Origin of the sequence: Arsukibacterium sp. (assembly GCF_033721375.1) — a bacterium.
Classification (GTDB): domain Bacteria; phylum Pseudomonadota; class Gammaproteobacteria; order Enterobacterales; family Alteromonadaceae; genus Alishewanella.
The window spans coordinates 342,640-368,184 of the sequence record NZ_JAWWAP010000003.1 but is presented as its reverse complement, the minus strand read 5'-3'; the positions used below and the strand labels follow the sequence as shown (position 1 = coordinate 368,184).

General features: G+C 49.6%; 24 protein-coding genes. 10 read left to right on the top strand and 14 right to left on the bottom strand.

The features are described 5' to 3' along the window. Positions 1-5: 5 nt before the first annotated feature. Together fadA and tusA are read left to right on the top strand one after the other, a co-directional pair. Positions 6-1,169, top strand: coding sequence for an acetyl-CoA C-acyltransferase FadA (fadA, locus tag R3187_RS06760; protein WP_318965928.1), 1,164 nt, complete (start codon positions 6-8; stop codon positions 1,167-1,169). Between the two features lie 304 nt (positions 1,170-1,473). Then, the gene (gene tusA / locus R3187_RS06755; RefSeq protein WP_318965927.1) at positions 1,474-1,722 is read left to right on the top strand and encodes a sulfurtransferase TusA; all 249 of its coding nucleotides are present in this window, start codon (positions 1,474-1,476) and stop codon (positions 1,720-1,722) included. A gap of 27 nt (positions 1,723-1,749) precedes the next feature. Here the strand turns inward: tusA and R3187_RS06750 are convergent, their stop codons facing one another. After that, positions 1,750-2,046 (bottom strand): excalibur calcium-binding domain-containing protein, encoded by a 297-nt coding sequence (locus tag R3187_RS06750; RefSeq protein ID WP_318965926.1) that lies wholly within the window; start codon positions 2,044-2,046, stop codon positions 1,750-1,752. A gap of 281 nt (positions 2,047-2,327) precedes the next feature. Here R3187_RS06750 and R3187_RS06745 point away from each other — a divergent pair, with 281 nt between their 5' ends. The 3 genes from R3187_RS06745 to R3187_RS06735 all read left to right on the top strand — a co-directional run bounded on the left by R3187_RS06745 (position 2,328) and on the right by R3187_RS06735 (position 5,611). Beyond that, positions 2,328-2,822, top strand: coding sequence for a GAF domain-containing protein (locus R3187_RS06745; RefSeq protein WP_318965925.1), 495 nt, complete (start codon positions 2,328-2,330; stop codon positions 2,820-2,822). A gap of 90 nt (positions 2,823-2,912) precedes the next feature. After that, on the top strand, positions 2,913-4,484 hold the full coding sequence (locus R3187_RS06740) for an amidohydrolase family protein (protein ID WP_318965924.1): 1,572 nt from the start codon (positions 2,913-2,915) through the stop codon (positions 4,482-4,484). Positions 4,485-4,558: 74 nt separating this feature from the next. Next, positions 4,559-5,611 carry a GGDEF domain-containing protein gene (locus R3187_RS06735; RefSeq protein WP_318965923.1) on the top strand — a complete coding sequence of 351 codons (1,053 nt, stop codon included), beginning with the start codon at positions 4,559-4,561 and terminating at the stop codon, positions 5,609-5,611. Here the strand turns inward: R3187_RS06735 and R3187_RS06730 are convergent. The 8 genes from R3187_RS06730 to dnaA all read right to left on the bottom strand — a co-directional run bounded on the left by R3187_RS06730 (position 5,608) and on the right by dnaA (position 15,793). Then, positions 5,608-5,970 carry a DUF6768 family protein gene (locus R3187_RS06730; RefSeq protein WP_318965922.1) on the bottom strand — a complete coding sequence of 121 codons (363 nt, stop codon included), beginning with the start codon at positions 5,968-5,970 and terminating at the stop codon, positions 5,608-5,610. The two genes, R3187_RS06735 and R3187_RS06730, sit on opposite strands and share 4 nt — an antisense overlap. A 41-nt stretch (positions 5,971-6,011) precedes the next feature. Continuing rightward, complete coding sequence (locus tag R3187_RS06725) at positions 6,012-6,542, bottom strand: RNA polymerase sigma factor (RefSeq protein ID WP_318965921.1); 531 nt, start codon at positions 6,540-6,542, stop codon at positions 6,012-6,014. 163 nt (positions 6,543-6,705) lie between these two features. Beyond that, a complete protein-coding gene (gene glyS, locus R3187_RS06720; RefSeq protein ID WP_318965920.1) occupies positions 6,706-8,763 on the bottom strand; it encodes a glycine--tRNA ligase subunit beta in 2,058 nt (685 codons plus the stop codon). Next, positions 8,760-9,686, bottom strand: a complete 927-nt coding sequence (gene glyQ / locus R3187_RS06715; protein WP_318965919.1) for a glycine--tRNA ligase subunit alpha — start codon at positions 9,684-9,686, stop codon at positions 8,760-8,762. The genes glyS and glyQ overlap by 4 nt, the downstream gene beginning before the upstream one ends. 64 nt (positions 9,687-9,750) lie before the next feature. After that, positions 9,751-12,168 (bottom strand): DNA topoisomerase (ATP-hydrolyzing) subunit B, encoded by a 2,418-nt coding sequence (gene gyrB / locus R3187_RS06710; protein WP_318965918.1) that lies wholly within the window; start codon positions 12,166-12,168, stop codon positions 9,751-9,753. After that, positions 12,152-13,270 (bottom strand): DNA replication/repair protein RecF, encoded by a 1,119-nt coding sequence (gene recF, locus R3187_RS06705; protein ID WP_318965917.1) that lies wholly within the window; start codon positions 13,268-13,270, stop codon positions 12,152-12,154. The genes gyrB and recF overlap by 17 nt, the downstream gene beginning before the upstream one ends. A gap of 3 nt (positions 13,271-13,273) precedes the next feature. Further along, the gene (gene dnaN / locus R3187_RS06700; protein WP_318965916.1) at positions 13,274-14,377 is read right to left on the bottom strand and encodes a DNA polymerase III subunit beta; all 1,104 of its coding nucleotides are present in this window, start codon (positions 14,375-14,377) and stop codon (positions 13,274-13,276) included. A 36-nt stretch (positions 14,378-14,413) separates the two neighbouring features. Beyond that, positions 14,414-15,793: a chromosomal replication initiator protein DnaA gene (gene dnaA / locus R3187_RS06695; RefSeq protein WP_318965915.1), complete on the bottom strand. Its 1,380-nt coding sequence runs from the start codon at positions 15,791-15,793 to the stop codon at positions 14,414-14,416. Positions 15,794-16,257: 464 nt separating this feature from the next. Between dnaA and rpmH the strand changes: the two genes are divergently transcribed. From rpmH to mnmE, 5 genes are all read left to right on the top strand, one after another. Beyond that, on the top strand, positions 16,258-16,395 hold the full coding sequence (rpmH, locus tag R3187_RS06690; RefSeq protein ID WP_083923053.1) for a 50S ribosomal protein L34: 138 nt from the start codon (positions 16,258-16,260) through the stop codon (positions 16,393-16,395). A gap of 18 nt (positions 16,396-16,413) precedes the next feature. After that, positions 16,414-16,782: a ribonuclease P protein component gene (gene rnpA / locus R3187_RS06685; protein ID WP_318965914.1), complete on the top strand. Its 369-nt coding sequence runs from the start codon at positions 16,414-16,416 to the stop codon at positions 16,780-16,782. Further along, complete coding sequence (gene yidD, locus R3187_RS06680; RefSeq protein ID WP_318965913.1) at positions 16,737-17,000, top strand: membrane protein insertion efficiency factor YidD; 264 nt, start codon at positions 16,737-16,739, stop codon at positions 16,998-17,000. Before rnpA ends, yidD begins: the two co-directional genes overlap by 46 nt. Before the next feature lie 3 nt (positions 17,001-17,003). After that, positions 17,004-18,668 (top strand): membrane protein insertase YidC, encoded by a 1,665-nt coding sequence (gene yidC / locus R3187_RS06675; RefSeq protein WP_318965912.1) that lies wholly within the window; start codon positions 17,004-17,006, stop codon positions 18,666-18,668. Positions 18,669-18,851: 183 nt separating this feature from the next. Then, entirely contained in the window at positions 18,852-20,228 is a 1,377-nt protein-coding gene (mnmE, locus tag R3187_RS06670; protein WP_318965911.1) for a tRNA uridine-5-carboxymethylaminomethyl(34) synthesis GTPase MnmE, read from the top strand. An 11-nt stretch (positions 20,229-20,239) separates the two neighbouring features. Here the strand turns inward: mnmE and R3187_RS06665 are convergent, their stop codons facing one another. From R3187_RS06665 to R3187_RS06645, 5 genes are all read right to left on the bottom strand, one after another. Next, entirely contained in the window at positions 20,240-21,445 is a 1,206-nt protein-coding gene (locus tag R3187_RS06665; RefSeq protein ID WP_318965910.1) for a YbfB/YjiJ family MFS transporter, read from the bottom strand. A gap of 98 nt (positions 21,446-21,543) precedes the next feature. Next, positions 21,544-22,035 carry a YbhB/YbcL family Raf kinase inhibitor-like protein gene (locus R3187_RS06660; RefSeq protein ID WP_318965909.1) on the bottom strand — a complete coding sequence of 164 codons (492 nt, stop codon included), beginning with the start codon at positions 22,033-22,035 and terminating at the stop codon, positions 21,544-21,546. 36 nt (positions 22,036-22,071) lie between these two features. Continuing rightward, positions 22,072-22,494: a thioredoxin TrxC gene (gene trxC, locus R3187_RS06655; protein ID WP_318965908.1), complete on the bottom strand. Its 423-nt coding sequence runs from the start codon at positions 22,492-22,494 to the stop codon at positions 22,072-22,074. 60 nt (positions 22,495-22,554) lie between these two features. Then, positions 22,555-23,049, bottom strand: a complete 495-nt coding sequence (locus R3187_RS06650; protein ID WP_318965907.1) for a DUF6702 family protein — start codon at positions 23,047-23,049, stop codon at positions 22,555-22,557. Next, entirely contained in the window at positions 23,049-25,499 is a 2,451-nt protein-coding gene (locus tag R3187_RS06645; protein WP_318965906.1) for a M1 family metallopeptidase, read from the bottom strand. Before R3187_RS06645 ends, R3187_RS06650 begins: the two co-directional genes overlap by 1 nt. Positions 25,500-25,545: the final 46 nt, after the last annotated feature.

The window sequence follows — 25,545 nt, the reverse complement described above, 5'->3', positions numbered from 1 at the left end:
GAATAATGAAAAACGCTGTAATAGTAGATTGTATCCGCACCCCAATGGGGCGCTCAAAAAATGGTATGTACCGTAATGTCCGCGCTGAGCAGCTATCTGCCCATGTAATGGCCTCCCTGCTGGAACGTAACCCGGCATTAAACCCCAGTGATATTGACGATATTATCTGGGGCTGCGTGCAGCAAACCCTGGAGCAGGGCTTTAACGTGGCGCGCAACGCCTCGCTGTTAGCCGGTATTCCGCATTCGGTGCCTGCCGTTACCGTTAACCGCTTATGCGGCTCATCAATGCAGGCGCTGCATGATGCAGTACGCGCCATTCAGACCGGTATGGGCGAGGTGTATTTAATTGGTGGCGTCGAGCATATGGGCCATGTGCCAATGAATCACGGCGTCGATTTTCACCCGGGCTTATCTACGTCAATCGCCAAAGCCGCTGGCATGATGGGCTTAACGGCTGAACTGCTGGGTAAAATGCACGGCATCAGCCGCGAGCAGCAGGACGAATTCGGTGCCCGCTCGCACCGTCTGGCGCAGGAAGCCAGTGAACAGGGTCGCTTTAAAAATGAAATTATCCCAACCGAAGGCCACGACGCCGACGGCGTATTAAAACTGATGGATTACGACGAAGTTATTCGTCCGGAAACCACAGTAGAAGCCCTGGGCCAACTGCGGCCGGTATTTGACCCGGCTAATGGTACGGTAACCGCTGGTACCTCGTCGGCGTTATCCGACGGGGCCTCTGGCATGCTGGTAATGAGTGAAGAAAAAGCCAAAGCGCTGGGCTTACCTATCCGAGCTTACGTGCGCGGTATGGGTGTAGCGGGTTGCGACCCGTCGATTATGGGTTACGGCCCGGTGCCGGCGTCGAAAAAAGCACTGAAAATGGCTGGTTTGTCTATTGACGACATCGACTACGCCGAGCTGAACGAAGCATTCGCAGCTCAGGCGCTGCCGGTAATGAAAGACTTAGGTCTGCTGGAAGTAAAAGAGCAGAAAGTAAACCTGAACGGCGGCGCCATCGCCCTTGGCCACCCGCTTGGCTGCTCAGGTTCACGGATCAGCACCACCTTAATCAATGTAATGGAAGATAAAGGCGGCAAGTTTGGCCTGGCGACCATGTGTATTGGTTTAGGTCAGGGCATCGCTACTGTTTTTGAGCGGCCATAAGCTGGCAGCAACAGACTGGTAGCGACCAGCACAATCGCATAGAATAAGGGCCGTTTTTACGGCCCTTTTGTTTTGTGTAATTAAGATAACGGCTGTAGGTTGCAACACCCACTGTGCTCGCCACAGCAACTCGGTTTTGCTGGCGAAAAACCTCAGACACTCTGTGTCTGCGCAAGTGGGTGTTCCAACCATCGCCTTAGCTTAGCGTCAACAGCCGTACCCTGAACAAGGTAACTTACACTTAATAGTGCGCCATGTGTTTGCTGAATAAGTTAGGTTTTGAATTAAGATTATCGGAGTAGTAATGAACCCGCATTTTAACAGCGCCACTCAAACCCTGGACGCCTTAGGCCTGCGCTGCCCCGAGCCGGTAATGATGGTGCGGCTGCAAATGCGTAAAATGCAGATCGGTGAAACCTTACTGATTATTGCCGACGACCCGGCCACCACCCGCGATATCCCGGCCTTCTGCCGTTTTATGGATCATGAGTTACTGGCGAGTGATACCACAGCACTGCCGTATCGGTATGTAGTGAAAAAAGTTAGTATTTGAAATTAACAATCCGACTCTTGTTTCTCTTTACCATCTCGAATCGTTCTCACAGGGTATCCCATCCCTGTCACCATCCATTTTAGTATCCGGGCAATTTCGTAAGAAGTACTCCGCTTCGGCGCGGGAGTTCATCTGGCTACAGTGCTGACGACCGTCACAGCGAAAACTCATTTTAGTAGCAACGTCACGGGCTTTTTGGATGGGCATTGTGTAGTCAGGTAGCACCCGTGTTGCAGGCTCAGCAATTGGCTTAGGCGTGCTTTGTTTTTGATAGTAATTCCAGGCACCGAAGGCAATCAGCGCTATTAATAGCAGTTTTTTCAATGATGGGCCTCCCTGTGATTCAATCCTTTATCGCTCTCAGGCGATTTTCAGGTTCTAACTTAGTTTATAAAACAGGGAACGGCAATCGTTAAATAACAGAAAGCTTTCTCTGGCCAACATTTGCTTTTTTTATTCGCTGCAAAATCATTTGCCAATAACGAAAATAATGACCAGTTTTAAAAGCTAAGTAATTTGTAGCAAATTGCTAAATACAGTGGCGGCGCTGATTCCTTTTGCTATGGTTGTGATTACCCTATTTCTGTTTTGGACAACGCATTATTATGACGTCGCAGTATTCCGCCCAACTTGATGAACTTCATAGCGCTATCTACAACCCCGAGACAAGTGAAGACGAAGCCCGGCAGCATTTGCTGCGCTGTTGTCTTGATGGCCTGAACATCCAGCAGGTGGGTTTGTGGCAGTTTGTTGATCATGACTTACTGCGCTGTCAGTTGTTACTGGACAAAGATAACGGCTTCTCGCAGGAAGCCTTGCTGGTCGACCGCTGGAGCTTCCCGGGCTACTTTGCCGCGCTGGATCAGAAAAAAGTTATCCGGGCAGTCGATGCCCTGAAAGACCCCGCCACCAAAGATTTAGCTGAGCTTTTTTTAAAGCCTTTTAATATTAAATCCTTACTTGATGTGCCTATTTACCATGGTGAGAAAGCGACCGGCATTATCTGCTGTGAACAGACGGCAGAAATTAAACGCTGGAGCGAACAGGAAGTCGCTTTTGTCGTGGCGCTGGCTGATATTTACCGTTCACGCTTTAGTTAAGGCATTTTGCCGCGTTGCACTGGCGCAGCGGCTAAAGCCTTGGCACACTGAGTCTTGTCAGTTATCCCTTATAATCTGAAAGGACTTGCCATGCGTCTGTTTGTTAGCACCCTACTGCTGGTTATCAGCACCATTTGTTTGCCCTTATCTGCCAATGCCACCGAACGTACGCCCTCTGCCCCTGAGCGCAAGCAAGCTGAAGGTGACGGCCCTTATAAGCGGCTGATTTTGCGTGGCGGCACCCTGATTAGTGGTGAAGGCGCACCGGCTATTGGCCCGGTGGATATTGTAATTGAAAACGACCGGATAACTCAGGTAAGCGTTGTCGGTTATCCTGATGTACCGGTGCTGGACGGTGGCAGGCCTAAAGCCGGCCCGGCTGATACTGAAATGGATGTCAGCGGTATGTATATTCTGCCTGGCTTTGTTGATATGCATGGCCATATTGGTGGCTCGGCCAACGGTGTTCCGGCTGAATATGTATTTAAACTCTGGCTGGCGCATGGCATTACCACCGTGCGTGAACCCGGCAGTTTTAATGGCCTGGCCTGGACCTTAAAGCACGTGAAGGCATCGGCTGAAAACCGGATAGTAGCACCGCGAATAGTCCCGTACGTTGGTTTTGGCCAGGGCTTAGCCCAGGCGGTATTTAACCCTGAGCAGGCCCGCAAATGGGTGCGCGATATTAAAAAGGCTGGTGCAGCCGGTATTAAGTTTTTTGGTGCCACCCCCGGCATTATTGCCGCTGCGCTGGATGAAGCAAACAAACAGCAGCTGGGCACGATGATGCACCATGCCCAGCTGAATGTGGCCCGTACCAATGTGCTGGACAGCGCCCGGATGGGCTTAGGCTCAATGGAGCACTGGTATGGCTTACCCGAAGCGCTGTTTAGCGGCCAGACTATTCAGAATTATCCGGCGGATTATAATTACCAGAACGAGCAGGACCGCTTTGGCGCAGCTGGCGAGCTGTGGCGACAGGCAGCAAAACCTGGCTCTGATAAGTGGAATGCCGTTCGTGATGAATTGATAGCGCTCGATTTTACTATTAACCCTACCCTGACCATTTACGAGGCCAGCCGGGATGCCGCAGCCCAGCGCAACGCTGAGTGGCACCAGGATTATACCCTGCCGACCCTGACTAAATTTTTCACCCCCAGCCGCTATGCCCATGGTTCTTACTGGTTTGACTGGACCACTGACCATGAAATTGCCTGGCGCGAAAACTACCGGATCTGGATGCAGTTTTTAAATGACTATAAAAACCATGGCGGCCGGATCACCGTGGGCTCTGATGCCGGTTATATTTATAAAATTTATGGCTTTGCCTTTATTCAGGAGCTGGAGCTGCTGCGCGAAGCTGGCTTTAATGCGCTGGAAGTTATTCAGGCGGCAACGCTTAATGGTGCCATTGCCCTGGGGCTGGAGCAGGATATTGGTAGCGTGGTACCGGGTAAAAAGGCTGATCTGGTTATCGTCGCTGAAAACCCCCTGGCTAATTTTAAGGTACTATATGGCACTGGCCACTACCGGCTGAATGCAGACAATCAGGCCATCCGCACCCAGGGCGTGCGCTACACCATTAAAGACGGCATAGTATACGATGCCCAGCAGCTGCTGGCTGATGTCAGAGCCTTAGTTGAGCAGGCAAAACAACAGTAGCGCACCCTGTAACATACTATTGCTCCTGTATGGCGTTTATATGCTAGGATAAATAGAAAACAGGAGTGATGCTGTTGCAAGTAGCTCTTAACAAGGACAGTGCTCAGCAGGCTGAAAAAATTGACGCCAGGCGCCGGCGTTATATTTTATCTTTTGTCAGTTATATTACTTCGTTGGTGATGTTTATTTATGGGTTTAAAAACCTGGGTAATGAACAATTGCTGCTACCCGTTATTCTGTTTGGCACTGGCGCAACCTTTCTTATTAATATCAGTTATTTCCGCTGGTCAGGCAATTTAAACCTGGCCTGTAACATTGAAGCCGTTCTGGTTGGCTTTTTTGTATTAAGCCTGGTGTACCAGGGTGGCTTTAATAATACGGCCCTGTACTGGGTGTTCCCTTTTCCGGCTATTTTATTTGGTTTACTCGGGGTTCGAAAAGCCCTGTTCAGTAACGCCTTACTGCTTATTATACTGGGGGTTATGCTGTTCGTTCCGCAGTTGATTATTGCCGATTATAAAGAGGCTGAAGCAAGCCGCTTTATCGCGTCGTTGCTGATCGTGATTATTGTCTGCTGGATTAACGACCACTACCGGGAGCGCAGCCATGAAGCCATGGATTTACTGCAGCAAAGTAAAGAAATACAGGCCAATACCGACCCACTGACCTTATTGCTAAACCGCCGCTTTATTGATTCGTCGCTGAACATTAATTTGCAGCAACAAGCCGATGCTTTTCTGCCGATGGCGGTAATTATCTGTGATATCGACCATTTTAAACAACTAAATGATCAGCATGGTCATGCCGCCGGTGATGCAGTACTGCGCCATCTGGCTAATTTATTCCGGCGTAATTTACGCCAGCAGGATATTGCCTGTCGGATAGGTGGCGAGGAATTTTTATTTTTCCTGCCGAAAACCAATACTGATGACGCCATGCGGGTTGCCGAAAAAATTCGCCAGGCATTACTGGATAATCCGTTGCAGCTTGGCGAGCTGGCACTACCGGTCAGCGCCAGCTTCGGGGTCGCTGGTTGTACCGACAGCACCAGTCTGGCCGCTGCCATCGAGCACGCCGATAAGCAGCTATATCTGGCCAAACACAGTGGCCGCAACCTGGTTTGCTAGCCTGCCGTGATTTTTGCGACAGCCAGCTCCAGCCTTTTCAGCTCTCGCAACGTCGAGCTGCGGTTAGTTTCCATCCAGATCCACAGTTTAGTCGCAACCTGGGCCTGAAATACTAACAATAATGATATGCCCCAGAACAGTTGTTGCTCCGGCGCCACAGTAAAGAAATGATAGCCACAATAAAAAATCGCCACAGCCAGCACCGTTGCCAGTATGTAGGCGATTATCATAATGCCCCCCAACCCGCCTTTAAAGCCAGAGGCTAGTACCTTCTCCAGCCCCTGCTCTTCGCGCATTAATTTATCCAGCTCTGCGGCCTGTCTGGCCAGTTGTTGTTTGATATCGTGATCGGTTGTCATTGCCTGTTCCTTATTGGTTTTTAAAACGCTAATTCAAAGTGCTATTGCAGCTGCTGATACAACTGTTGCCGTGCCCGATGTAACCGCGACTTAACGGTACCTAGCGGTATGTCGACGATTAACGCTATCTGGTTTAGCTCTAACTCATGCAGATAATGTAGCTGCAATACCAACCGTTCCTCGGCTGCCAGTAATGCCAGCGCTTTGCTTAAATCACCGCTGTCGTCAGCACGCTGCTGGCTGTTAGCTGGGCTTACCTGGGCTGGCAAAGCATCAACATCGACCGCCTGCTGCTTACAATTTGCAGCTTGCTTCTGATAATCCAGCACTTCCCAGCGTACCGCCCGGTATAGCCAGCTGGTAAATACTGCCGGGTCATTTAAGCGGGTTATCCGCCGGCTGACTTTTAACCAGACGTTCTGCACCAGATCTTCAGCTGCAGCCGGATTTGCCAGTAAATAGGCGGCGAAGCGGCGCAAGTCACGATGATAATGCTGATATAGCAAAGTAAAGGCGCGTTTATCGCCGTCTTGCATGGCCAGTACCAGTAAATCGAGTTGTGCCTGCTGCATTATTGCCCTTAGTGTTGTTATTACGCTAAAAAGACGATGCGAAACGTTGTCAGGTTCGCGCCAAGCCAAATTTATTTTCCGGCCAGCTAGCTATTTATCCTATCCGACAAACAAAAAAGCCAGCGATTAAGCTGGCTTAGTTTATTTTGGAAGCACTGCTTTGTTATTGTAAAACCGAAATATCAGCGACTTGCAGGAATAATTCCCTCAGCTGTTTTAACAATGCCAGGCGGTTAAAGCGCACCGCGTTATCATCAGCATTAACCATTACCTGGTCAAAAAAGCTGTCGATCACACTACGCATACCGGCTAAATGCGCCAGGCTGTCGCGGTAGCTATGCCCCTCTGCCTGATACGCTTGTTCGGCTATTATCGCCTGATAAAGCGCCTTTTCATCAGCCTCCTGCAGTAAGTTAGTACTTACTTGCTGAGGTATAGTTTCTGTCACTTTTGCCAGAATATTCGCTACCCGCTTATTGGCTGCTGCCAGCGCTGCTGCGGCGTCCAGTTTACTGAATTCAGCCACCGCACTTACCCGATTGTTAAAGTCACTTGGGCTGGTTGGCCGGCGCGCCAGAACCGCCTGAATAACATCGACTGCATAGCCTTCGTCCTGATACCAGGCGCGGAAGCGTCCCAGCATAAAGTCCAGTACTTCTTCAGCCACCTTAGCATTAGTTAACTTACTGCCAAAGGTTTGCTGGCTAAAGGCAATGATATCTATCAGATCTAAAGGCAGCTGCTTTTCCACCATAATCCGCAGTGCGCCAATCGCTGCCCGGCGCAGGGCGAACGGATCTTTATCACCTTTCGGTGTCTGACCAATGCCAAAAATACCGACTAAAGTATCCAGCTTATCGGCAATCGCTACCGCAGCGCCTTCCAGCCTGCTTGGTAGCTGATCGCCGGCAAAGCGCGGCATATACTGCTCGTTCAGCGCCAGGGCAACGGCTTCATCTTCACCATCCAGCCGGACATAGTGCATACCCATAATGCCCTGCACTTCCGGAAATTCGCCGACCATATTGGTCATTAAATCCGTTTTTGACAGTAAACCCGCCCGCTCGGCAGCAGCCTGGTCGGCGCCGATTTTGGCGGCGATAAAACCGGCTACTTTGCTAATGCGCTCTGATTTTTCTGCCAGCGTGCCCAGTTGCTGCTGGAACAATACGGTTTTCAGACTGTCCAGCCGCTCAATAAGCTTAGTTTTACGATCGGTTTTAAAGAAAAACTCAGCATCGGCCAGCCGCGGCCGTACTACTTTTTCATTGCCGCTGATAATTTGTTGTGGATCTTTGCTTTCGATATTCGTAACGAAGATAAACTTATTGATTAACTTGCCTTGCTTATCCAGCAATGGGAAGTATTTCTGGTTATCTTTCATTGTTGAAATCAGCGGCTCAGCCGGCACCTGCAAAAAGCTTTGCTCGAAGCTGCCGACTAATATCACCGGCCATTCCACCAACGAGGCCACTTCTTCCAGCAAAGCATCATCCATTTGGGCCGTGGCATTTAAGCTATCTGCTGTCGCTTTGACCTGTTGGGCGATAGTGGCTTTGCGCTGATGATAATCGGCCACCACATAAGCCTGCTGTAAAGTTGGCAAATAGGCATCGGCATTGGCAATTTCAACCAGTGCCGGCGCATGGAAGCGATGACCATAGCTTTTATTACTGCTGCTGCGGCCTAAAATAGTAGCAGGCACTACCTCGTTGCCATATAGCATCACAATAGTATGCACCGGCCGGATAAACTCTGCATCTGAGTTGCCCCAACGCATTGGCCGGGCAATCGGTAACTTGGCCAGGGCAGTTTTAATCACGTCTGCCAGCAAATCAGTCGTATTCTGGCCCTTTTGCAATTGTTTGTGCAGTAACCAGGCGCCTTTATCGGTTTCCAGCCGCTCTGCTTGCTCAACACTAATGCCACAGCCTGCAGCCCAACCCTGGGCAGCTTTGGTAGGTTTACCGTCTGCGTCAAAAGCGGCAGCAATAGCCGGGCCGCGTTTCTCGACAACTTTATCGCTCTGACTGGCAGCCAGGCCATTAACCCGCACTGCTAAGCGCCGCGGTGCGGCGTACCAGATGATGTCGCCATGGTTTAACTCTTGTTTGGCCAGCTCTGCGCCAATATTATCTGCAAAGGCGGTAGCGAGCGTTTTCAGTGCCTTCGGTGGCAGCTCTTCGGTGCCAATTTCTACCAGAAAATCCTGAGCGCTCATTTGGCCTCCTGCTGTGATGGCTGGTCTTTTTTACATAGCGGAAAACCAAGTTTCTCGCGGCTGGCGAAATAGGCTTCCGCACAGGCCTTGGCTAACGTACGCACCCGCAGGATATAGCGCTGGCGCTCAGTTACTGAGATGGCATGGCGGGCATCCAGCATATTAAAAGCATGGGAGGCTTTCATGACTTTTTCATAAGCTGGCAACGCCAGACCCTGCTCTATCAGGTAATGGCTTTCTTTCTCACACTGGTCAAACTGGGCAAATAGTGCCGGCACATCAGCGTGTTCAAAGTTATAGGTAGATTGCTCGACTTCGTTCTGATGGAACACATCGCCATAGGTTACCCGGCCTAAGAGCCCATCGGTCCATACCAGGTCGTAAATAGAATCAACGCCCTGAATATACATCGCCAGCCGTTCTAAGCCGTAAGTAATTTCGCCGGTTACCGGCCGGCATTCTAAGCCGCCTACCTGCTGAAAATAGGTAAACTGAGTCACTTCCATGCCATTTAACCAGACTTCCCAACCCAGGCCCCAGGCGCCCAGCGTTGGCGATTCCCAGTTATCTTCAACAAAACGGATATCGTGCACCAGGGTATCAATCCCCAACTCACGCAGTGAGCCCAGGTACAGCTCCTGAATATTGTCTGGCGAAGGCTTTAAGATCACCTGAAACTGATAATAATGCTGCAAGCGGTTCGGGTTTTCACCATAACGACCATCGGTAGGCCGGCGACACGGCTGCACATAGGCCACATTGGTGGGCTCCGGGCCCAGTGATCGCAAAAAGGTCATCGGGTGAAAAGTACCGGCGCCCACTTCTAAATCCAGCGGCTGAACAAGAACACAGCCCTGACGCGCCCAGTAATCCTGCAGGGCTAAGATCAGGCCCTGAAAGGTTTTAATATCGTATTTATGCATGCGCTGCTAACTCGCTAAAATGACTGAGGGGCCGCAGCCCCTGTCTTGTTATCTGGTAAAAAAACTATACGTCTAAGTTGGCAACGTACAGCGCGTTCTCTTCAATAAAGGCCCGCCGTGGTTCAACATGGTCGCCCATTAAGGTGGCAAACAGCTGATCGGCACCTACCGCATCTTCGATAGTAACCTGTAGCATCCGGCGGTTTTGCGGGTCCATGGTGGTTTCCCACAGTTGATCCGGGTTCATTTCACCCAGCCCTTTATAGCGCTGAATGTACAGGCCGCGCTTTGACTCCGCCATTAACCAGTCTAACGCTTCAACAAAAGTTTCTACCGGTTTGACTTTCTCGCCACGACGAATAAAGCCGCCTTCTTCTATCAGGTCACGAATTTCATCACCCAGGGCGACAATATTCTGGTAATCGCGCGAGGTAATAAAGTCGTAATGCAGCGCATATTCATTGTCGATGCCGTGCTGACGAATGATAATTTTAGGCTGGAATAAATGACGTTCGCGGTCTTCAATCACGTCATACTTATAACTGGAGCCGTCACCTTCTTTTTCGTCCAGCCGTTTAGCCAGGGTTTTAACCCAGGCTTCTACCACGGTTTTATCTTTAACATTCTCCGGGCTCAGGCCTGTTACATAAATAAGCTCATTTAACAGGTTGTAAGGTATTTTCCGGCTTAAGCGGTTAATAATAGCGGTAACTTTGTGAAACAAGCGAACCAGTTTTTCCAGATGCTCGCCACCAATGCCCGGGGCGTCAGCGTTTACATGCAAGGTTGCTTCATCCAGCGCCAGAGTAGTTAAGTGCTCAACCAGCGATGGTTCATCTTTAATATACTGTTCCTGCTTACCTTTTTTTACTTTAAATAATGGCGGCTGAGCAATATAAATATAACCACGCTCGATCAGTTCCGGCATTTGGCGGTAGAAAAAGGTCAGCAACAGGGTGCGGATGTGCGAACCATCGACGTCAGCATCGGTCATCAGCACGATACTGTGATAACGGGTTTTATCCGGATTATATTCTTCGCGACCAATACCACAACCAAGTGCAGTGATCAGCGTGCCGACTTCCTGTGATGACAGCATTTTGTCAAAACGGGCTTTTTCGACGTTCAGAATTTTACCTTTAAGTGGCAGAATCGCCTGATTTTTACGGTTACGGCCCTGCTTGGCAGACCCACCCGCAGAGTCACCCTCTACAATGTACAGTTCAGAGAAAGCCGGGTCTTTTTCCTGACAGTCAGCCAGTTTACCGGGTAAGCCTGCGATATCTAATGCACCTTTGCGGCGGGTCATTTCCCGCGCTTTACGCGCTGCATCACGCGCCCGGGCTGCATCGACAATTTTGCCGACAATAATTTTGGCATCGCCCGGATTTTCCAACAGGTATTCATTCAGCTTCTCGCCCATTACACCTTCAACGGCAGAGCGTACTTCGCTGGACACCAGCTTATCTTTGGTTTGCGAGCTGAATTTTGGATCCGGTACTTTTACACTGACAACTGCAGTTAAGCCTTCGCGGGCGTCATCACCAGAGGCTTGTACCTTCATTTTCTTGGCATAACCTTCATGCTCAATATAGTTGTTCAGTACCCGGGTTAAAGCTCCGCGGAAACCGGCTAAGTGTGCCCCGCCATCACGCTGCGGAATATTGTTGGTAAAACAAAATACGTTTTCCTGATAACTGTCATTCCACTGCATCGCCACTTCTACGGAAATGCCATCTTCACGCTGATCAGAAAAATAAAACGCTTTAGGGTGGACGCTGGTTTTACTGCGATTCAAATATTGGACAAAGGCTTCAATACCACCTTCATACTTAAAGTGATCTTTTTTATCATTGCGCTCGTCTGTCAGAATAATGCTGACGCCCGAGTTCAGGAACGACAGTTCACGCAAGCGCTTCGCCAGAATATCATAGTGGTAATCGATGTCGCTGAACACAGTCGGGCTTGGCCAGAACCGGATAGCGGTACCGGTATCCTCTGTTTCGCCGATCACGGCCAGTGGTGCCTGCGGTACACCCAGATGATAAATCTGGTTATGTACCTGGCCTTTACGGCGAATGGTCAGTTCCAGTTTGTCAGATAAGGCGTTAACCACAGAGACGCCAACGCCATGCAGACCGCCGGATACTTTATAAGAGTTTTCGTCGAACTTACCACCAGCGTGCAGTACCGTCATAATAACTTCTGCTGCCGAGACGCCCTCTTCATGCATTTCAGTGGGGACACCACGGCCATTATCACGAACTGATACTGAGCCATCACTGTGAATGGTTACCCAGATATCGGTGCAATAGCCGGCCAGCGTTTCGTCGATAGAGTTATCAACCACCTCGAACACCATATGGTGTAAACCAGTGCCGTCATCGGTGTCACCAATATACATGCCTGGTCTTTTACGAACGGCATCCAGCCCTTTTAATACTTTAATACTTGAGGAATCGTAATTATGTTGTTCGGCCATCGTCGTCTGTCCGTGCTGTTATCTGACCGTGTTCCACGTGAAACATTTTGCTGCGTTCGGCAGCAATATAAGGTGAAACCTGATCAGCATTAATTGCAGTAATAAATACCTGTGAATTAATCTGGGTTAAATACTCAAAAACGATCTGGGTGGAACTGGCATCCAGTTCCGACGCCAAATCGTCAATCAGTAGCAATGGCTGTTTGTTACCATTATTACTAATTACATTGTTCTGGGCGATTTTAAGTGCAAATAATAACACTTTTAGCTGGCCGCGGGATAATACTTCTTCCACAGTCAGCTGGGCTTTTTTTAACTTCAGGTCAGCTTTTTGTGGACCATACTGGCTAAAGCCCTGCCGGCTGTCCTGCTCGAAATTCTGTTGTAGTAACTCAAGCAGCGCCTGTTCACTGTTAACGCGCTCGGGCCAGCCGTTTTGTAATTGCATGCTGATATCACAGAGCAGTGCATTGTCTGTTACCAGCAACTTGAAAGCAGCGCTTAGCTGGTCTATATAGTGCTGGCGCTGGCTGTAAAGCTGCCAGGCCAGGCTGGCAAATTGCTGATCCCAGTAGGCGAACTCGTCATCATAGCGCCTACGCTGTTTTAGTAGCGCATTGCGCTGCTTTAACACACGGCTGAATTGCAACCACACCGGAAAAAAACCTGGTTCCACGTGGAACACACCCATATCAAAAAACTGGCGGCGTTCTTTTGGACCACCAAAGAACAACCGGAAACTATCGGGCGTTAACAACTGCACAGGCAGCAGGCTGGCAAACTCAGCCAAACGCTGCACGTTAGCACCATTTAACCGCAGCAGCAATTCAGCGGTACGGCTGCGCTGCAAACCAAGGCTGTAGCTCTGCTGGTTATCACTGACTTTGGCGTGCAGGGTAAAATGCTCTGCATCGTCTTTTATCAGACGTTGATGTAACCTGCTGCGGAAAGACCGGCCATGCGCCAGATAATAGATGGCTTCCAGCAAACTGGTTTTGCCACTGCCGTTTTCGCCATAAATAAGATTAAATTCAGGATGAGCAGTTAAAGCCAGCGCCGGCATATTGCGGAACTGGCTAAGTTGCAGAGACAACAAGGCCATATATTACAAGCGCATCGGCATAACAACATAAGAGGCGCCTTCATTGCCAACACCTTCGATTAAGGTACTGGAGTTAGCATCGTTTAAATGCAGAATTACCAGATCGGTATTCAGGGTGTTCAGTACATCCAGCATATAACCAACGTTAAAACCAATTTCCAGCGGCTCACCCTGATATTCAACCTCAATAATCTCTTCTGCCTGTTCGTGCTCAGGATTATTGGCCATGATTTGCAGTTCATCATTACTTAGTGTAAACCGCACGCCACGATACTTCTCATTGGATAAAATTGAAGCCCGGGTACAGGCGTCTTTTAATACCGGACGATGTGCTGTCACCAGCTTAGTGCTGTTGCGAGGCAATACCCGCCGGTAATCGGGGAAGCGGCCATCAATCAGCTTACTGCTGAAAGTAAAACCCTGATCAGATAACCGGATATGATTCTGACCAAGACTAAGCTCTATCAGCTGCTCGTCATTTGCCAGCAGACGCATAATTTCCAGTACGCCCTTGCGAGGGATAATAATTTGCTTTTGCTGCAAATTAACTCCCGGCAACGCCAGCTTGCTCAGTGCCAGGCGGTGACCATCGGTACCCACAGCGGTCAGGCTGCCATTATCAACTTCAAACAATAAACCGTTCAGATAGTAACGAACATCCTGATTGGCCATCGAAAACGCGGTGTCATCTAATAACTTGCGCAGTTGCTGCCGGCTGATACTGATATCAACTTCGCCCTGCCAGCTTTCCAGATTGGGGTATTCTGACGCGCTTAAGGTAGACAAGGTAAATTTAGTTTTACCACAAGTTAAAATACAACTTTCTGCTTGTAGTACTACTTTAATATCGCTGTTTTCCGGTAAGCTACGGCAAATATCCAGCAACTTTTTCGCCGGTACGGTTACCCGGCCAACCTGCTGCACCTGCACGGCATCAGTGGTAGCGACCAGTTCAACTTCCAAATCAGTACCCGTTAGTGCCAGCTGCTGTTCTGTTACTTCCAGCAATACATTGGATAAAATGGGTAAGGTGTGGCGACGTTCAATGGCGCCAGATACCATTTGTAATGGCTTGAGTAAGGCGTCTCTGTTAATAACAAATTGCATAGCTAAACCCTGTTAGGATGACCCTGTTAAAACCTGCTATGAAGACAACGTGCGAATGAGGTTCTGAAAATCCTCTTTAATTTCGTGGGTTTCTTCTTTTAATGATTCAATTTTGCGACAGGCGTGCAATACCGTCGTATGATCGCGGCCACCAAAAGCATCACCAATTTCCGGCAAGCTGTGGTTTGTTAATTCTTTCGATAACGCCATCGCCATTTGCCGCGGCCGGGCGACGGAGCGCGAGCGACGCTTGGACAATAAATCGGCAACCCGGATTTTGTAATACTCTGCTACCGTTTTCTGAATATTTTCAATAGTCACCAGCTTATCCTGCAACGCCAGCAAATCACGTAAGGCTTCGCGGACAAAATCGATGGTTATCGGCCGACCGGTAAAATTGGCATTGGCTATAACCCGATTCAATGCACCTTCCAGTTCCCGCACATTGGAGCGCAGCCGTTTCGCCACGAAAAACGCCACCTCTTCCGGCAGGCGGATTTGGTTCTCCTGAGCCTTACGCATCAGAATGGCCACCCGCGTCTCCAGCTCCGGCGGTTCGATGGCAATAGTTAAGCCCCAACCAAAGCGGGATTTTAAGCGGTCTTCCACGCCATCAATTTCTTTTGGATAGCGGTCACTGGTTAAAATGATTTGCTGGTTACCTTCCAGCAGGGCATTAAAGGTATGAAAAAACTCTTCCTGCGACCGCTCTTTATTGGCAAAAAACTGAATATCATCGATAAGCAGTGCATCCACCGAGCGGTAATAGCGCTTAAACTCTTCTATCGCGTTGTTTTGTAATGCTTTTACCATATCCTGCACAAAGCGTTCAGAGTGCATGTAGATTACTTTAGCATCAGGCTTTTTCGCCAGTATGCCGTTACCAACCGCATGCAGTAAGTGGGTTTTACCCAGACCAGTGCCGCCATAAATAAACAATGGGTTGTAGGCAGTACCCGGATTATCGGCCACCTGACTGGCAGCAGCCCGCGCCAACTGATTCGACTTACCCTCAACGAAGTTGGTAAAGGTGTAATTGGCCCGGACATTACTGCGGACGATGGTTTTCGGGGCAGGCTCTGCAGTTTCACGTGGGGCCGGGCTGGCATGGTTAGTATGTTGCTCAGGTTGGGGCAGATGAGCATTACCCGCTGGCCGTTTTGTTTGTTGCTGGCTATTACCTACATCAAACTTAAGCCGCGGCGCATCATCACCACAATAATCCTGGATCAGCTCAAGGATCCGATTCAGATACTTTTCCCGCACCCAATCCAGAACAAAGCGGTTTGGCGCATACAGGATCAGCGAATCAGAGGAGCTATCTGCCTGTAATGGCCGGATCCACATACTGAAATGCTGAGCAGGAAGTTCCGCCTGCAGTGCCTGTAAACAATTTTGCCAAACAGATTGATACACCGTTTCTCCTGAAGCCCTGATTAAAATTATAAAATAAGGCTGGTGTCATAACGCAAGTTGGCCATTATCGTATGATCTTATCCACAAGTTCAATATTGACTTTTCAAAAAAAAACTTTATGCCGGCAATTTATAATTATATTGATGTTTTATATAGCTATTTTAGCCTTATTCGATTTAATAATACCGATTAATTCAAGCCACACTTTCTGACCTAAAAAACAAGTAACTCACATTTTATTCAATAAGATCAGCCAACCTGTGGAAAACTTTTCAAAGCCCCGGGCAAAGGGCCTGCTAATGCGGAGGGTAAAGCAATGATCAGATCAGAAAAAAAGTGAGGATCGCATTGACTTTAAGGCCCGAACTAACTAAAATTCGCGCTCATTTTTGTCAGCTGCGTTTTGGTTTATTTGCTAAAACACAGGTAATCTTAGTAAATATTTCGACCGGACGGATGAAATTATGAGTAAAAGAACGTTTCAACCAAGCGTATTAAAACGCAAGCGTAACCACGGTTTCCGTGCACGTATGGCCACTAAAAATGGTCGTCAGGTTTTAGCGCGTCGTCGTGCTAAGGGCCGTCAGCGTTTATCAGCGTAATCGGCTGTTAAGCGCTGCGTGGTCAGCCTGAACTTCGGCCGGGAGTTACGCCTGTTAACTCCCAGTCAATTCGACAATGTATTCCAACACCCATTTCGGGTTGCGTCTCCCCTGTTTACCATTCTTGCAAAACCAAATCAGCTTATTCACCCGAGATTAGGCCTTACTATCGCTAAAAAACGTGTTAAATTGGCCGTGCAACGCAATCGTATTAAACGTTGTGTGCGTGACAGCTTTCGTTTGCATCAACACCAGTTGCCCGGCGTCGATCTGGTATTAATGGTAAAGGGTGATATCAGTAACACCCCGAATAGTGAACTGTTGAAACAACTGGAACGGCTATGGAGCAAAATCGCTCGCCAGTACATCGCTTTACAATCAAGCTGATGTTAATACTGGTTCGGGGCTATCAGCTGGTGTTAAGCCCGCTGCTGGGGCCACACTGCCGCTTCAATCCAACCTGTTCACACTATGCCATTACTGCTATTGAACGCTTTGGTGCGGTAAAAGGTGCTTGGTTAGCAGGCAAACGCATATTAAAATGTCACCCCTTACATAAGGGCGGTGATGATCCCGTTCCTGATAAGCATAATGAGAAAAGCTAACCCATGGATTCACAACGCAGTTTTTTAGTAATTGCCCTGGCAATCGTCAGTTTTTTCCTCTGGCAGGAATGGCAAAAAGATTACGGCCCAAAACCGATAGCCGCCCCCACTTCCGTTGAACAGACGCAGAATATTACGCCTGGCAGTAGCACTACCGGCAGTAATGGTGATATCCGGTTGACCGGTGATGATGCGCCTAGTCAGGTAGCAGCCACCGCCACTCCTTCAGCACAACGGGTAACCGTAGCGACTGACGTATTAAATGTTGAAATCGATACCAGCCGTGGTGATATTGTCGGCCTGACTTTACCGCAATTTCCGCTAACCAAAGGCAGCGAACAGCCCTATGTGCTGATGCGCAAACTGCCTGGCTTTGAGTATACCGCCCAGTCTGGCCTGATTGGCGCAGATGGCCCGGATGATCAAACTAACAGCCGTCAGCCTTATCAGTTTGCCCAGCAACAGTATCAATTGCCGGCCGGTAGTGATGAGCTGGTGGTGCCACTGGTTACCAACTTTAATGGCCTGCAAATTGAAAAGCGATTTATTTTCAGCCGCGGCAAATATGATGTCCGGGTAGAGTATTCTATTGAAAACCAAAGCGATGTCAGCAAACGGATTCAGCCTTACCGGCACCTGGTGCAAAATATTGATAGCGGCGAAAGCAGCAGCATGATGATGCCAATTTACCGTGGCGCAGCATACGGCACCAGTGAAGAACGTTACGAGAAATACGACTTTGATGATATGGCCAAGAAAAATCTGGCTCTAAACAGCACTGGTGGCTGGGTTGCAATGCTGGAGCACTACTTCGTTGCAGCCTGGGTACCTGATCAAACCACATCCCAGCGTCTGTACAGTATGGTCTCCGGTAATAAAGGGGTTATTGGTACCCGCAGTGACGTGATTGAACTGCAGCCTGGCGCAAGTACGGTTGTTGGCAGCACTTTTTATGCCGGCCCGAAACAACAGGACAAATTAGCCGAACTGGCCAATGGTCTGGATTTAACCGTAGATTACGGCTTCCTGTGGTTTATCTCACAACCCCTGTTCTGGTTACTGACCACGATTCAAAGCTTCGTTATCAACTGGGGCCTGGCAATCATCCTGATCACGATCATTGTCAAAGGTGTGATGTACCCATTGACCAAGATCCAGTATGAATCTATGGCCAAGATGCGTAATTTAAAGCCAAAAATTGAAGAGCTGCAGGCCCGCTACAAAGACGATCGCCAGAAAATGGGCCCGGCAATGATGGAGCTGTACCGCAAAGAAAAAGTTAACCCTATGGGTGGCTGTTTACCGATGCTGGTACAAATGCCGATTTTCTTAGCCTTGTACTGGGTATTCGTTGAGAGTGTTGAACTGCGCCACGCACCCTTTATGCTGTGGATAACGGATCTATCGACTAAAGACCCTTATTACATCCTGCCGGTATTGTTTGGTTTAAGTATGTTTGCTATGCAAAGACTGACGCCAATGCAGGTCACCGACCCGCTGCAACAGAAAATTATGATGTGGATGCCGGTCGCATTCTCAGTGTTCTTTATCTGGTTCCCAAGCGGTCTGGTGCTGTACTGGCTGGTCAGTAACCTGATTTCACTGGCGCAGATGCTATATATATACAAAGGTATGGAAAAGAAAGGCTTACATACTAAGAAGGCGTAACCTGACTTTAAAGCAGGGTAAGGTGTCATCATGCAGCAACGACAGGGATGTCGTGGAACTTGAGAGAGCACAGGGAGGTGCTGTCGAAAGTGGCGAAATGATGATTTCCTTACCCGGCCAGCAGCACTAACTAATCAGCCTGTCAGCATAATGCGACAGGCTTTTTCCATTAAGAGAGCAACTATGTTTACTACTGACACTATCGCCGCTTTAGCCACTGCCCCCGGCCGGGCCGGTGTTGGTATTATTCGTATTTCCGGCCCTGATAGTAAAGCGGTAGCGCAGGCCATCCTGCATAAGCTGCCTAAGCCACGCCATGCCGACTATCTGCCCTTTTTTGATAGCGAAGCCAAGGTACTGGATCAGGGCATCGCCCTGTACTTCCCCGGCCCTAATTCCTTTACCGGCGAAGATATCCTGGAGCTGCAGGGGCATGGCGGCCCGGTGTTGCTTGATATGCTGCTGCAACAGGTACTGGCACTGCCAAATGTGCGGATTGCCCGCCCCGGCGAATTCTCTGAACGGGCTTTTCTAAACGACAAGCTCGACTTAGCCCAGGCTGAAGCCATAGCCGATTTAATTGACGCCAGTAGCGTGCAGGCAGCACGCTGTGCCATCCAATCGCTGCAGGGTGAGTTTTCACGCCGGATCCATGAACTGGTGGAAAAAGTGATTTACCTGCGGATGTATGTCGAAGCCGCCATTGATTTCCCCGACGAGGAAATCGACTTTTTATCTGATGGCAAAGTGGCAACCGATTTGGCAGAGATTATTGATTATCTGGCCACCGTAAAAAAACAGGCAGCGCAAGGCAGTATTCTGCGTGAAGGCATGAAAGTGGTGATAGCCGGCCGGCCCAATGCGGGTAAATCCAGCCTGCTAAACGCCCTGGCCGGTCGCGAAGCGGCCATTGTTACCGAGATCGCCGGCACCACCCGCGACGTACTGCGCGAGCATATTCATATTGACGGGATGCCGCTGCATATTATCGACACCGCCGGACTGCGCGAAGCAACCGATCAGGTAGAACAAATCGGCATCGAACGCGCCTGGCAGGAAATCGAACAGGCCGATAGAGTACTGTTTATGGTCGATGGCACCACCACCGACGCCACTGATCCGCGCGCTATCTGGCCCGACTTTATTGACCGCCTGCCCGCGAGCCTAGGCGTTACCGTTATTCGCAATAAAGCCGATTTAACCGGCGAGATGCTCAGTGCAGAGTCGACACCGGATACCAGCAGCACCACCCCGGTATACCGGCTATCAGCCAAAACCGGCGCCGGTATCGATGCGCTGCGCGAGCATTTAAAGCAGTGCATTGGCTTTGACGCCAGTACCGAAGGCAGCTTTCTGGCCCGCCGCCGCCATTTAGATGCGCTGGACCGCGCCGCCGGGCACCTGGCTATTGGCCAGGAGCAACTGCACAGCTATATCGCCGGCGAAATTCTGGCTGAAGAACTAAGGCTGACCCAGCAGCACTTAAATGAAATTACCGGCGAATTTAGTAGTGATGATTTATTAGGCCGAATTTTCAGCTCGTTCTGTATCGGTAAGTAAACTTGTTGCAGCTAACCAGCTGTTTTTACTGCATCCAGCTGCTGCGCGGTTTGATCAGTGATGATTAACACCGCAATCAGCAATGCCCCCAGGCCAACAAACCCGGCGGCCAGGTAAAGGCCTACCGTATAGTAACCACTTACTTCTGCCAGGTAACCTGTTAAAGCTGGCGCGAAAACCTGGGCACTGCAGTAAGCTAACGTCATTTTACCCATCAGTTTGGCTGGTTTACTGGGATATAAGCGCCCTACCATCGTTAGCACTAAACTGACCACCCCGATAAAGGTCGCGCCAAATATGGCGGCGCTTAGCAGCACCACTGTTAATGAGCTGAACCATAGCGGCAGTAAAATCGCCAGCATCTGAGCCAGTAGCGCCAGCGCAATGGCTTTCAGGTAGCCGGTTTTACGGGCGATAAAATCCCATAGCAGTACCGCCGGCGCAGCTGCCAGCCCCAATACCACAAAACTCAGATTGCCGCTGCCACTTAATCCCGGCGTTCGCTCAACTATCGTAACGATAAAAGTGGCGCTGATCACATAGCCGTAACCAGCACAGAAGTAACTGGCCAGTAGCAGATAATAAAAACGTTTAGTTGACGGCGTATCAACAGCGCGATGTTGCATGGCGATGCTAACGTTAACCGGGCGGGGCAACCAGTGCCAGGCGGGAATGGCCAGTAACACACCGAACAGGGCCAACGCTTGCCACTGTGCCCGCCAGTCCAGCTGCAGCTGCAGCATCAGCTCGACCAGCAGCGCAGACAGGGCAATACCCAATCCCAGCCCGGCAAAATGAATACCTAATTCTGGCCGCTGCCCATGGCTTAATAGCCAATGCATAATCAGACCGGAGGCAATTAACATAGAGCCGGCACTGCTTAAGCCCGCCACAAAGCGCCAGAGTGCCCACAGCCAGATGTTATCAGTTAACGCCATGCCCAGGGTGCTGATAACCGCCAGCAGCAAACCAAGCCGGTACAGCGTGTCTTTCCGCCGCAGATTGCTAAGGTTGGCCGCCAGTAAGGCGCCGGCCATATAGCCCAGATAGTTAACCGCGGCCAGATAACCGCCTGTCGCATCGTCCAATCCGCTTTGCTGCTGCATCAGCGGCAATAGTGGCGTGTAGGCAAAGCGGGCCACGCCAAGACAAAGTAACTGACTGAAAAAACCGGCCAGCAGCACATAGTAGCGCTGCGATTGCTCATATCCCGGCATTAAGCTGCTCAGAGGCTGATCCTTATTAGCAAAGCTTCAGCTTAGTCCGAAAAAAAAGGCCGCGATATGCGGCCTTAGTCTTAACATGTTAAACAACCCTAGCGGGCATAGGTTGCTGTTAATGTTGCCTTACCCAGAGCATTGGCATTTAGCATAAAACTGACCACAGCGGCACTGGCATCGTCCGGTACGGCCAGGGTTTCTTCCGGTAAGGCCCAAACAGTAAACTGATAACGATGCATGCCATGACCCTCTGGCGGGCAGGCGCCGCCAAATTCTTTGCTGCCATAATCATTTTTAAACGTACGGCAGCCGGGCGGCAAACGGCCATTGCCAACGCCCTGGGCAAAACCAGTGGCATCGGCCGGAATATCAGTTACCAGCCAGTGCCAGAAACCCGAACTGGTCGGTGCATCCGGGTCAAACACGGTAACGGCATAACTTTTGGTGTTGTCAGGTGGGTTTTGCCATTCAAGCGCTGGTGAAACGTTATTACCATTGCAGCCAAAGCCATCAAATTCATGATCTTTTGCCATAAAATGACCTTCCTGCAGATCAGGGCTGCTGAGGGTGAAGCGTGCTTCCGTCATATTGCCTCCATTAAGATAAATTTAGTTGGTGAACACTCACTTATACTGAGATAACCACTGGCTAAAGGCCTGACCGGGCATAGCGCCCGCTTGTTGGGCCAGCACTTTGCCTTGCTTAAATAACATTATTGTAGGAATAGAGCGAATATTAAACTGCGCAGCCAATTGTTGCTGCTGCTCGGTGTTAATCTTACCGAAACGAAATTGCGGCTCCAGCTGCTGAGCGGCCTGGCTGAATACCGGCGCAAAACTTTTGCACGGGCCACACCAGCTGGCCCAGAAATCGACCACTAACGGCAACTCAGCCTTATTGGCATGTGCCGCAAAATTAATACTGGTCAGCTCCAGCGGCAGGCCATTAAACAATGCCTGCTTACACTTGCCACAGTTGGCATTAAGGGCCGGTTTGTTGGCCGGTAAACGGTTAAGGCCATTACAATTCGGACAGGCAACGATCATTACAGGCTCCGGTTTTCAGCTATAAACTGTTATATAGCGGCAAACCCGCAGTTTTTAAAGCTAAGGCTGAAAACTTAACTGCAAGCTGGTGGTTTTATTGTCGAAACTTAGCGTTCTGATCTCGCCCCTGCCCTCAATATTGACGGTATTCACCTGCGCTGGCCACAGCTGCTGCAGCGAGCTGTGTTGGATTGTCAGCCCCCGCAAGTCCGGCACTATCGCCGCTTCCTGATAGACCCAGTAAAAGCGACCATCCAGCTGACCGCCAACCAGGCTTAATGCGATAGGCTCGCCTGCCAGCGAGCTGAGGCTGAAGTGTTCAGCCACATACTGGTTAAATAATTGCTGAGTCTGCTTGTTGTTCAGCAAATCGGCGTTTTTGTCGAACAACTGCTTTACGCCATGCTCGGCATCATGCACATAAAAACGATGCATCACTTCAATATTGCCAGTGCGTGAATTAAACAGCACTTTACTCAGCGCTGTTTTCATCTCATGGGCTGCCAGCTGGCCACAGCAGCAGACCAGTAACAGCAGACTCAGCACGCCGCGCATTAGTTGCCGCCCTGCTCTGCTGACTTGTCAGTTTCTGATTTTTTGGCCGGATCTTTCACTTCGGTTTTAATGTCCTGCATAATATCGCGGCTGACTTTCGCTTTGCTTTTCTCCGACTTATAAGCCTCAATCCGGGATGGCACGATCCGTCGTGGGTAAAAGTTGTTTTCAATATCAACGTCCGCAGTTTCCCATTTAGGGTCAATAATCACGTCCTGCAGCACTTTATCTTTAGCAGTAACAATAAGTTTATTGACGGCTTTCGGGCTACGGCGCCAGATCTCTGCCGGGATATACTGCTGTTCAGTGGTACCATCGGCATAGCTTAGCTGTAATAATATTGGCATAACTAAGCCGCCTTTATTACTGAATTGCAGTACATAGTAGTTTTTATCTTCGGCTACCGCCCGCTCAAAAGCAGTACGCTCCCAGGGCTCAAGCTCATGCAGAAATTTCTGATAAGCGTTGCGCTCTTTATTGGTGACGGTAAAGCGATCGTTTTCATCATAAAAATCACGGACGTCCGGGTTCTGATCTATCCACAGTACCTTGCCTTCGGCTTTGTTCCGTTCAACAAACAACGATACCGGTTTATCCAGCTCCTGCTGGCGCTGACGCTGAAAATCAATGTCCGGGTTTTTGGTGTCTAAACGCAGCTGAAACACCTTATCCAGCGAAATATCGACATGATCGGTGCTGTAAAACCAGCCGCGCCAGAACCAATCCAGATCAACGCCACTGGCCTCTTCCATAGTCCGGAAAAAATCAGCCGGGGTCGGCCGTTTAAACTTCCAGCGGGTAGCATACTCTTTAAAGGCAAAATCAAACAGTTCCCGGCCCAGGATCACTTCTCGCAGAATATTCAGTGCTGCTGCTGGCTTGGTATAGGCATTAGGGCCTAATCGTAATACGCTGTCTGACTGGGTCATAATAGGCACCTGGATATCAGATTTCATATAATCAACGATATCGCGCGGTTCAACGCCCCACGGAATAGTCGGATCCCATTCCCGGCCAGCTACCCCATCCAGAAAACTGTTCAGACCTTCGTCCATCCAGGTCCATTGCCGCTCGTCAGAATTTACAACCATCGGAAAGTAAATATGGCCAACTTCATGGATAACGACACCAATCAGAAAGCGTTTTTCTGCTTGCGAGTAAGTGCGGCTGCCATCGTCCTGTAACTTAGTGCGCGGGCCGTTAAAGGTAATCATCGGGTATTCCATCCCACCGACCGGGCCATTAACCGATTGCGCCACCGGATAGGGATAATCAAACGAAAAGCGGGAATACACTTCCATGGTATGAACCACAGCTTCAGTGGAATATTTCTGCCATAGCTCGCCACCTTCCTTCGGATAAAATGACATTGCCATCACAAATGGCTGCTCACTGCCCCCTTGCTGATAGCCTTTGGCGTCCCAGATAAACTTACGGGAGGAAGCCCAGGCAAAATCGCGCACCTTATTCGCTTTAAAGTGCCAGGTTTTCGTCTGATCTGTGCCGGCTTTTTCGTTTTCCAGCGCTTCCTGCTCGGTAACGATAAATACCGGCCGTTTGGCAGTTTTGGCCTTTTCTAAGCGGTTTATTTGTTCCGAGGTCAGCACTTTACTACTATTTTGCAGCTCACCGGTCGATGACACGATATGATCAGCCGGTACCGTCAGCTTAACGTCGTAATTACCAAACTCCAGGGTAAACTCACCACGACCTAAAAATTCTTTATTGGTCCAGGCTTCGTAATCGGTATAGGCTACTAAGCGTGGAAACCATTGCGCCAGCAGGAAAATATCATTACCACCCTCGCGGTCATCTTTAGGAAAATGCTCATAACCAGCACGGGCCGATACCGCATCTTCTTCGACAATGTTAAAGGCGAAATCCAGACTGAAATCGAGTTGCTGACCCGGTTTTAACGGTTTATCCAGATCAATCCGCATTAAGGTGCCGACCAGGGTTACCGGCAGCGCTTTGCCATTACTGCTTTTTACATTGGCAATCTGAAAGCCTAACTCGTTATCCGCCATAAATTGCTGGCGGCGTAATTCTTCCAGACTCAGGCGGGCAGTGATCTCACCATCACCGACTGATGTTGCCGGACCACGGCGGCCAATCCCGCCAAAATCGGTACTCAACTCGGCCATAGAATCATTTTTGAAAATATTCTGATCAAGATGCAGCCACAGATACTTCAGGGTATATGGCGAGTTATTCTGATAACTTATTTGCTGTTTGGTGCTAAGCCGGCGTTTTGCTTCATCCAGCACCACGTCCATTTTATAGTCTACCTGCTGCTGCCAGTATTGCTGGCCTGGCTCACCTGCCGCATTGCGATAGATATTCGGTGTTGGCAGCACTTCGTCTAACTGACGGAATTTGTCCTCAAAATCACCTTTGGTCTGACGGATAGCACCATCGGCAGCAACAGTGTTGCAAAACAATGTTGCCAACAGACTGCAGACTACAAATAAAGGGGGGGAACGGCGGGAAATACGG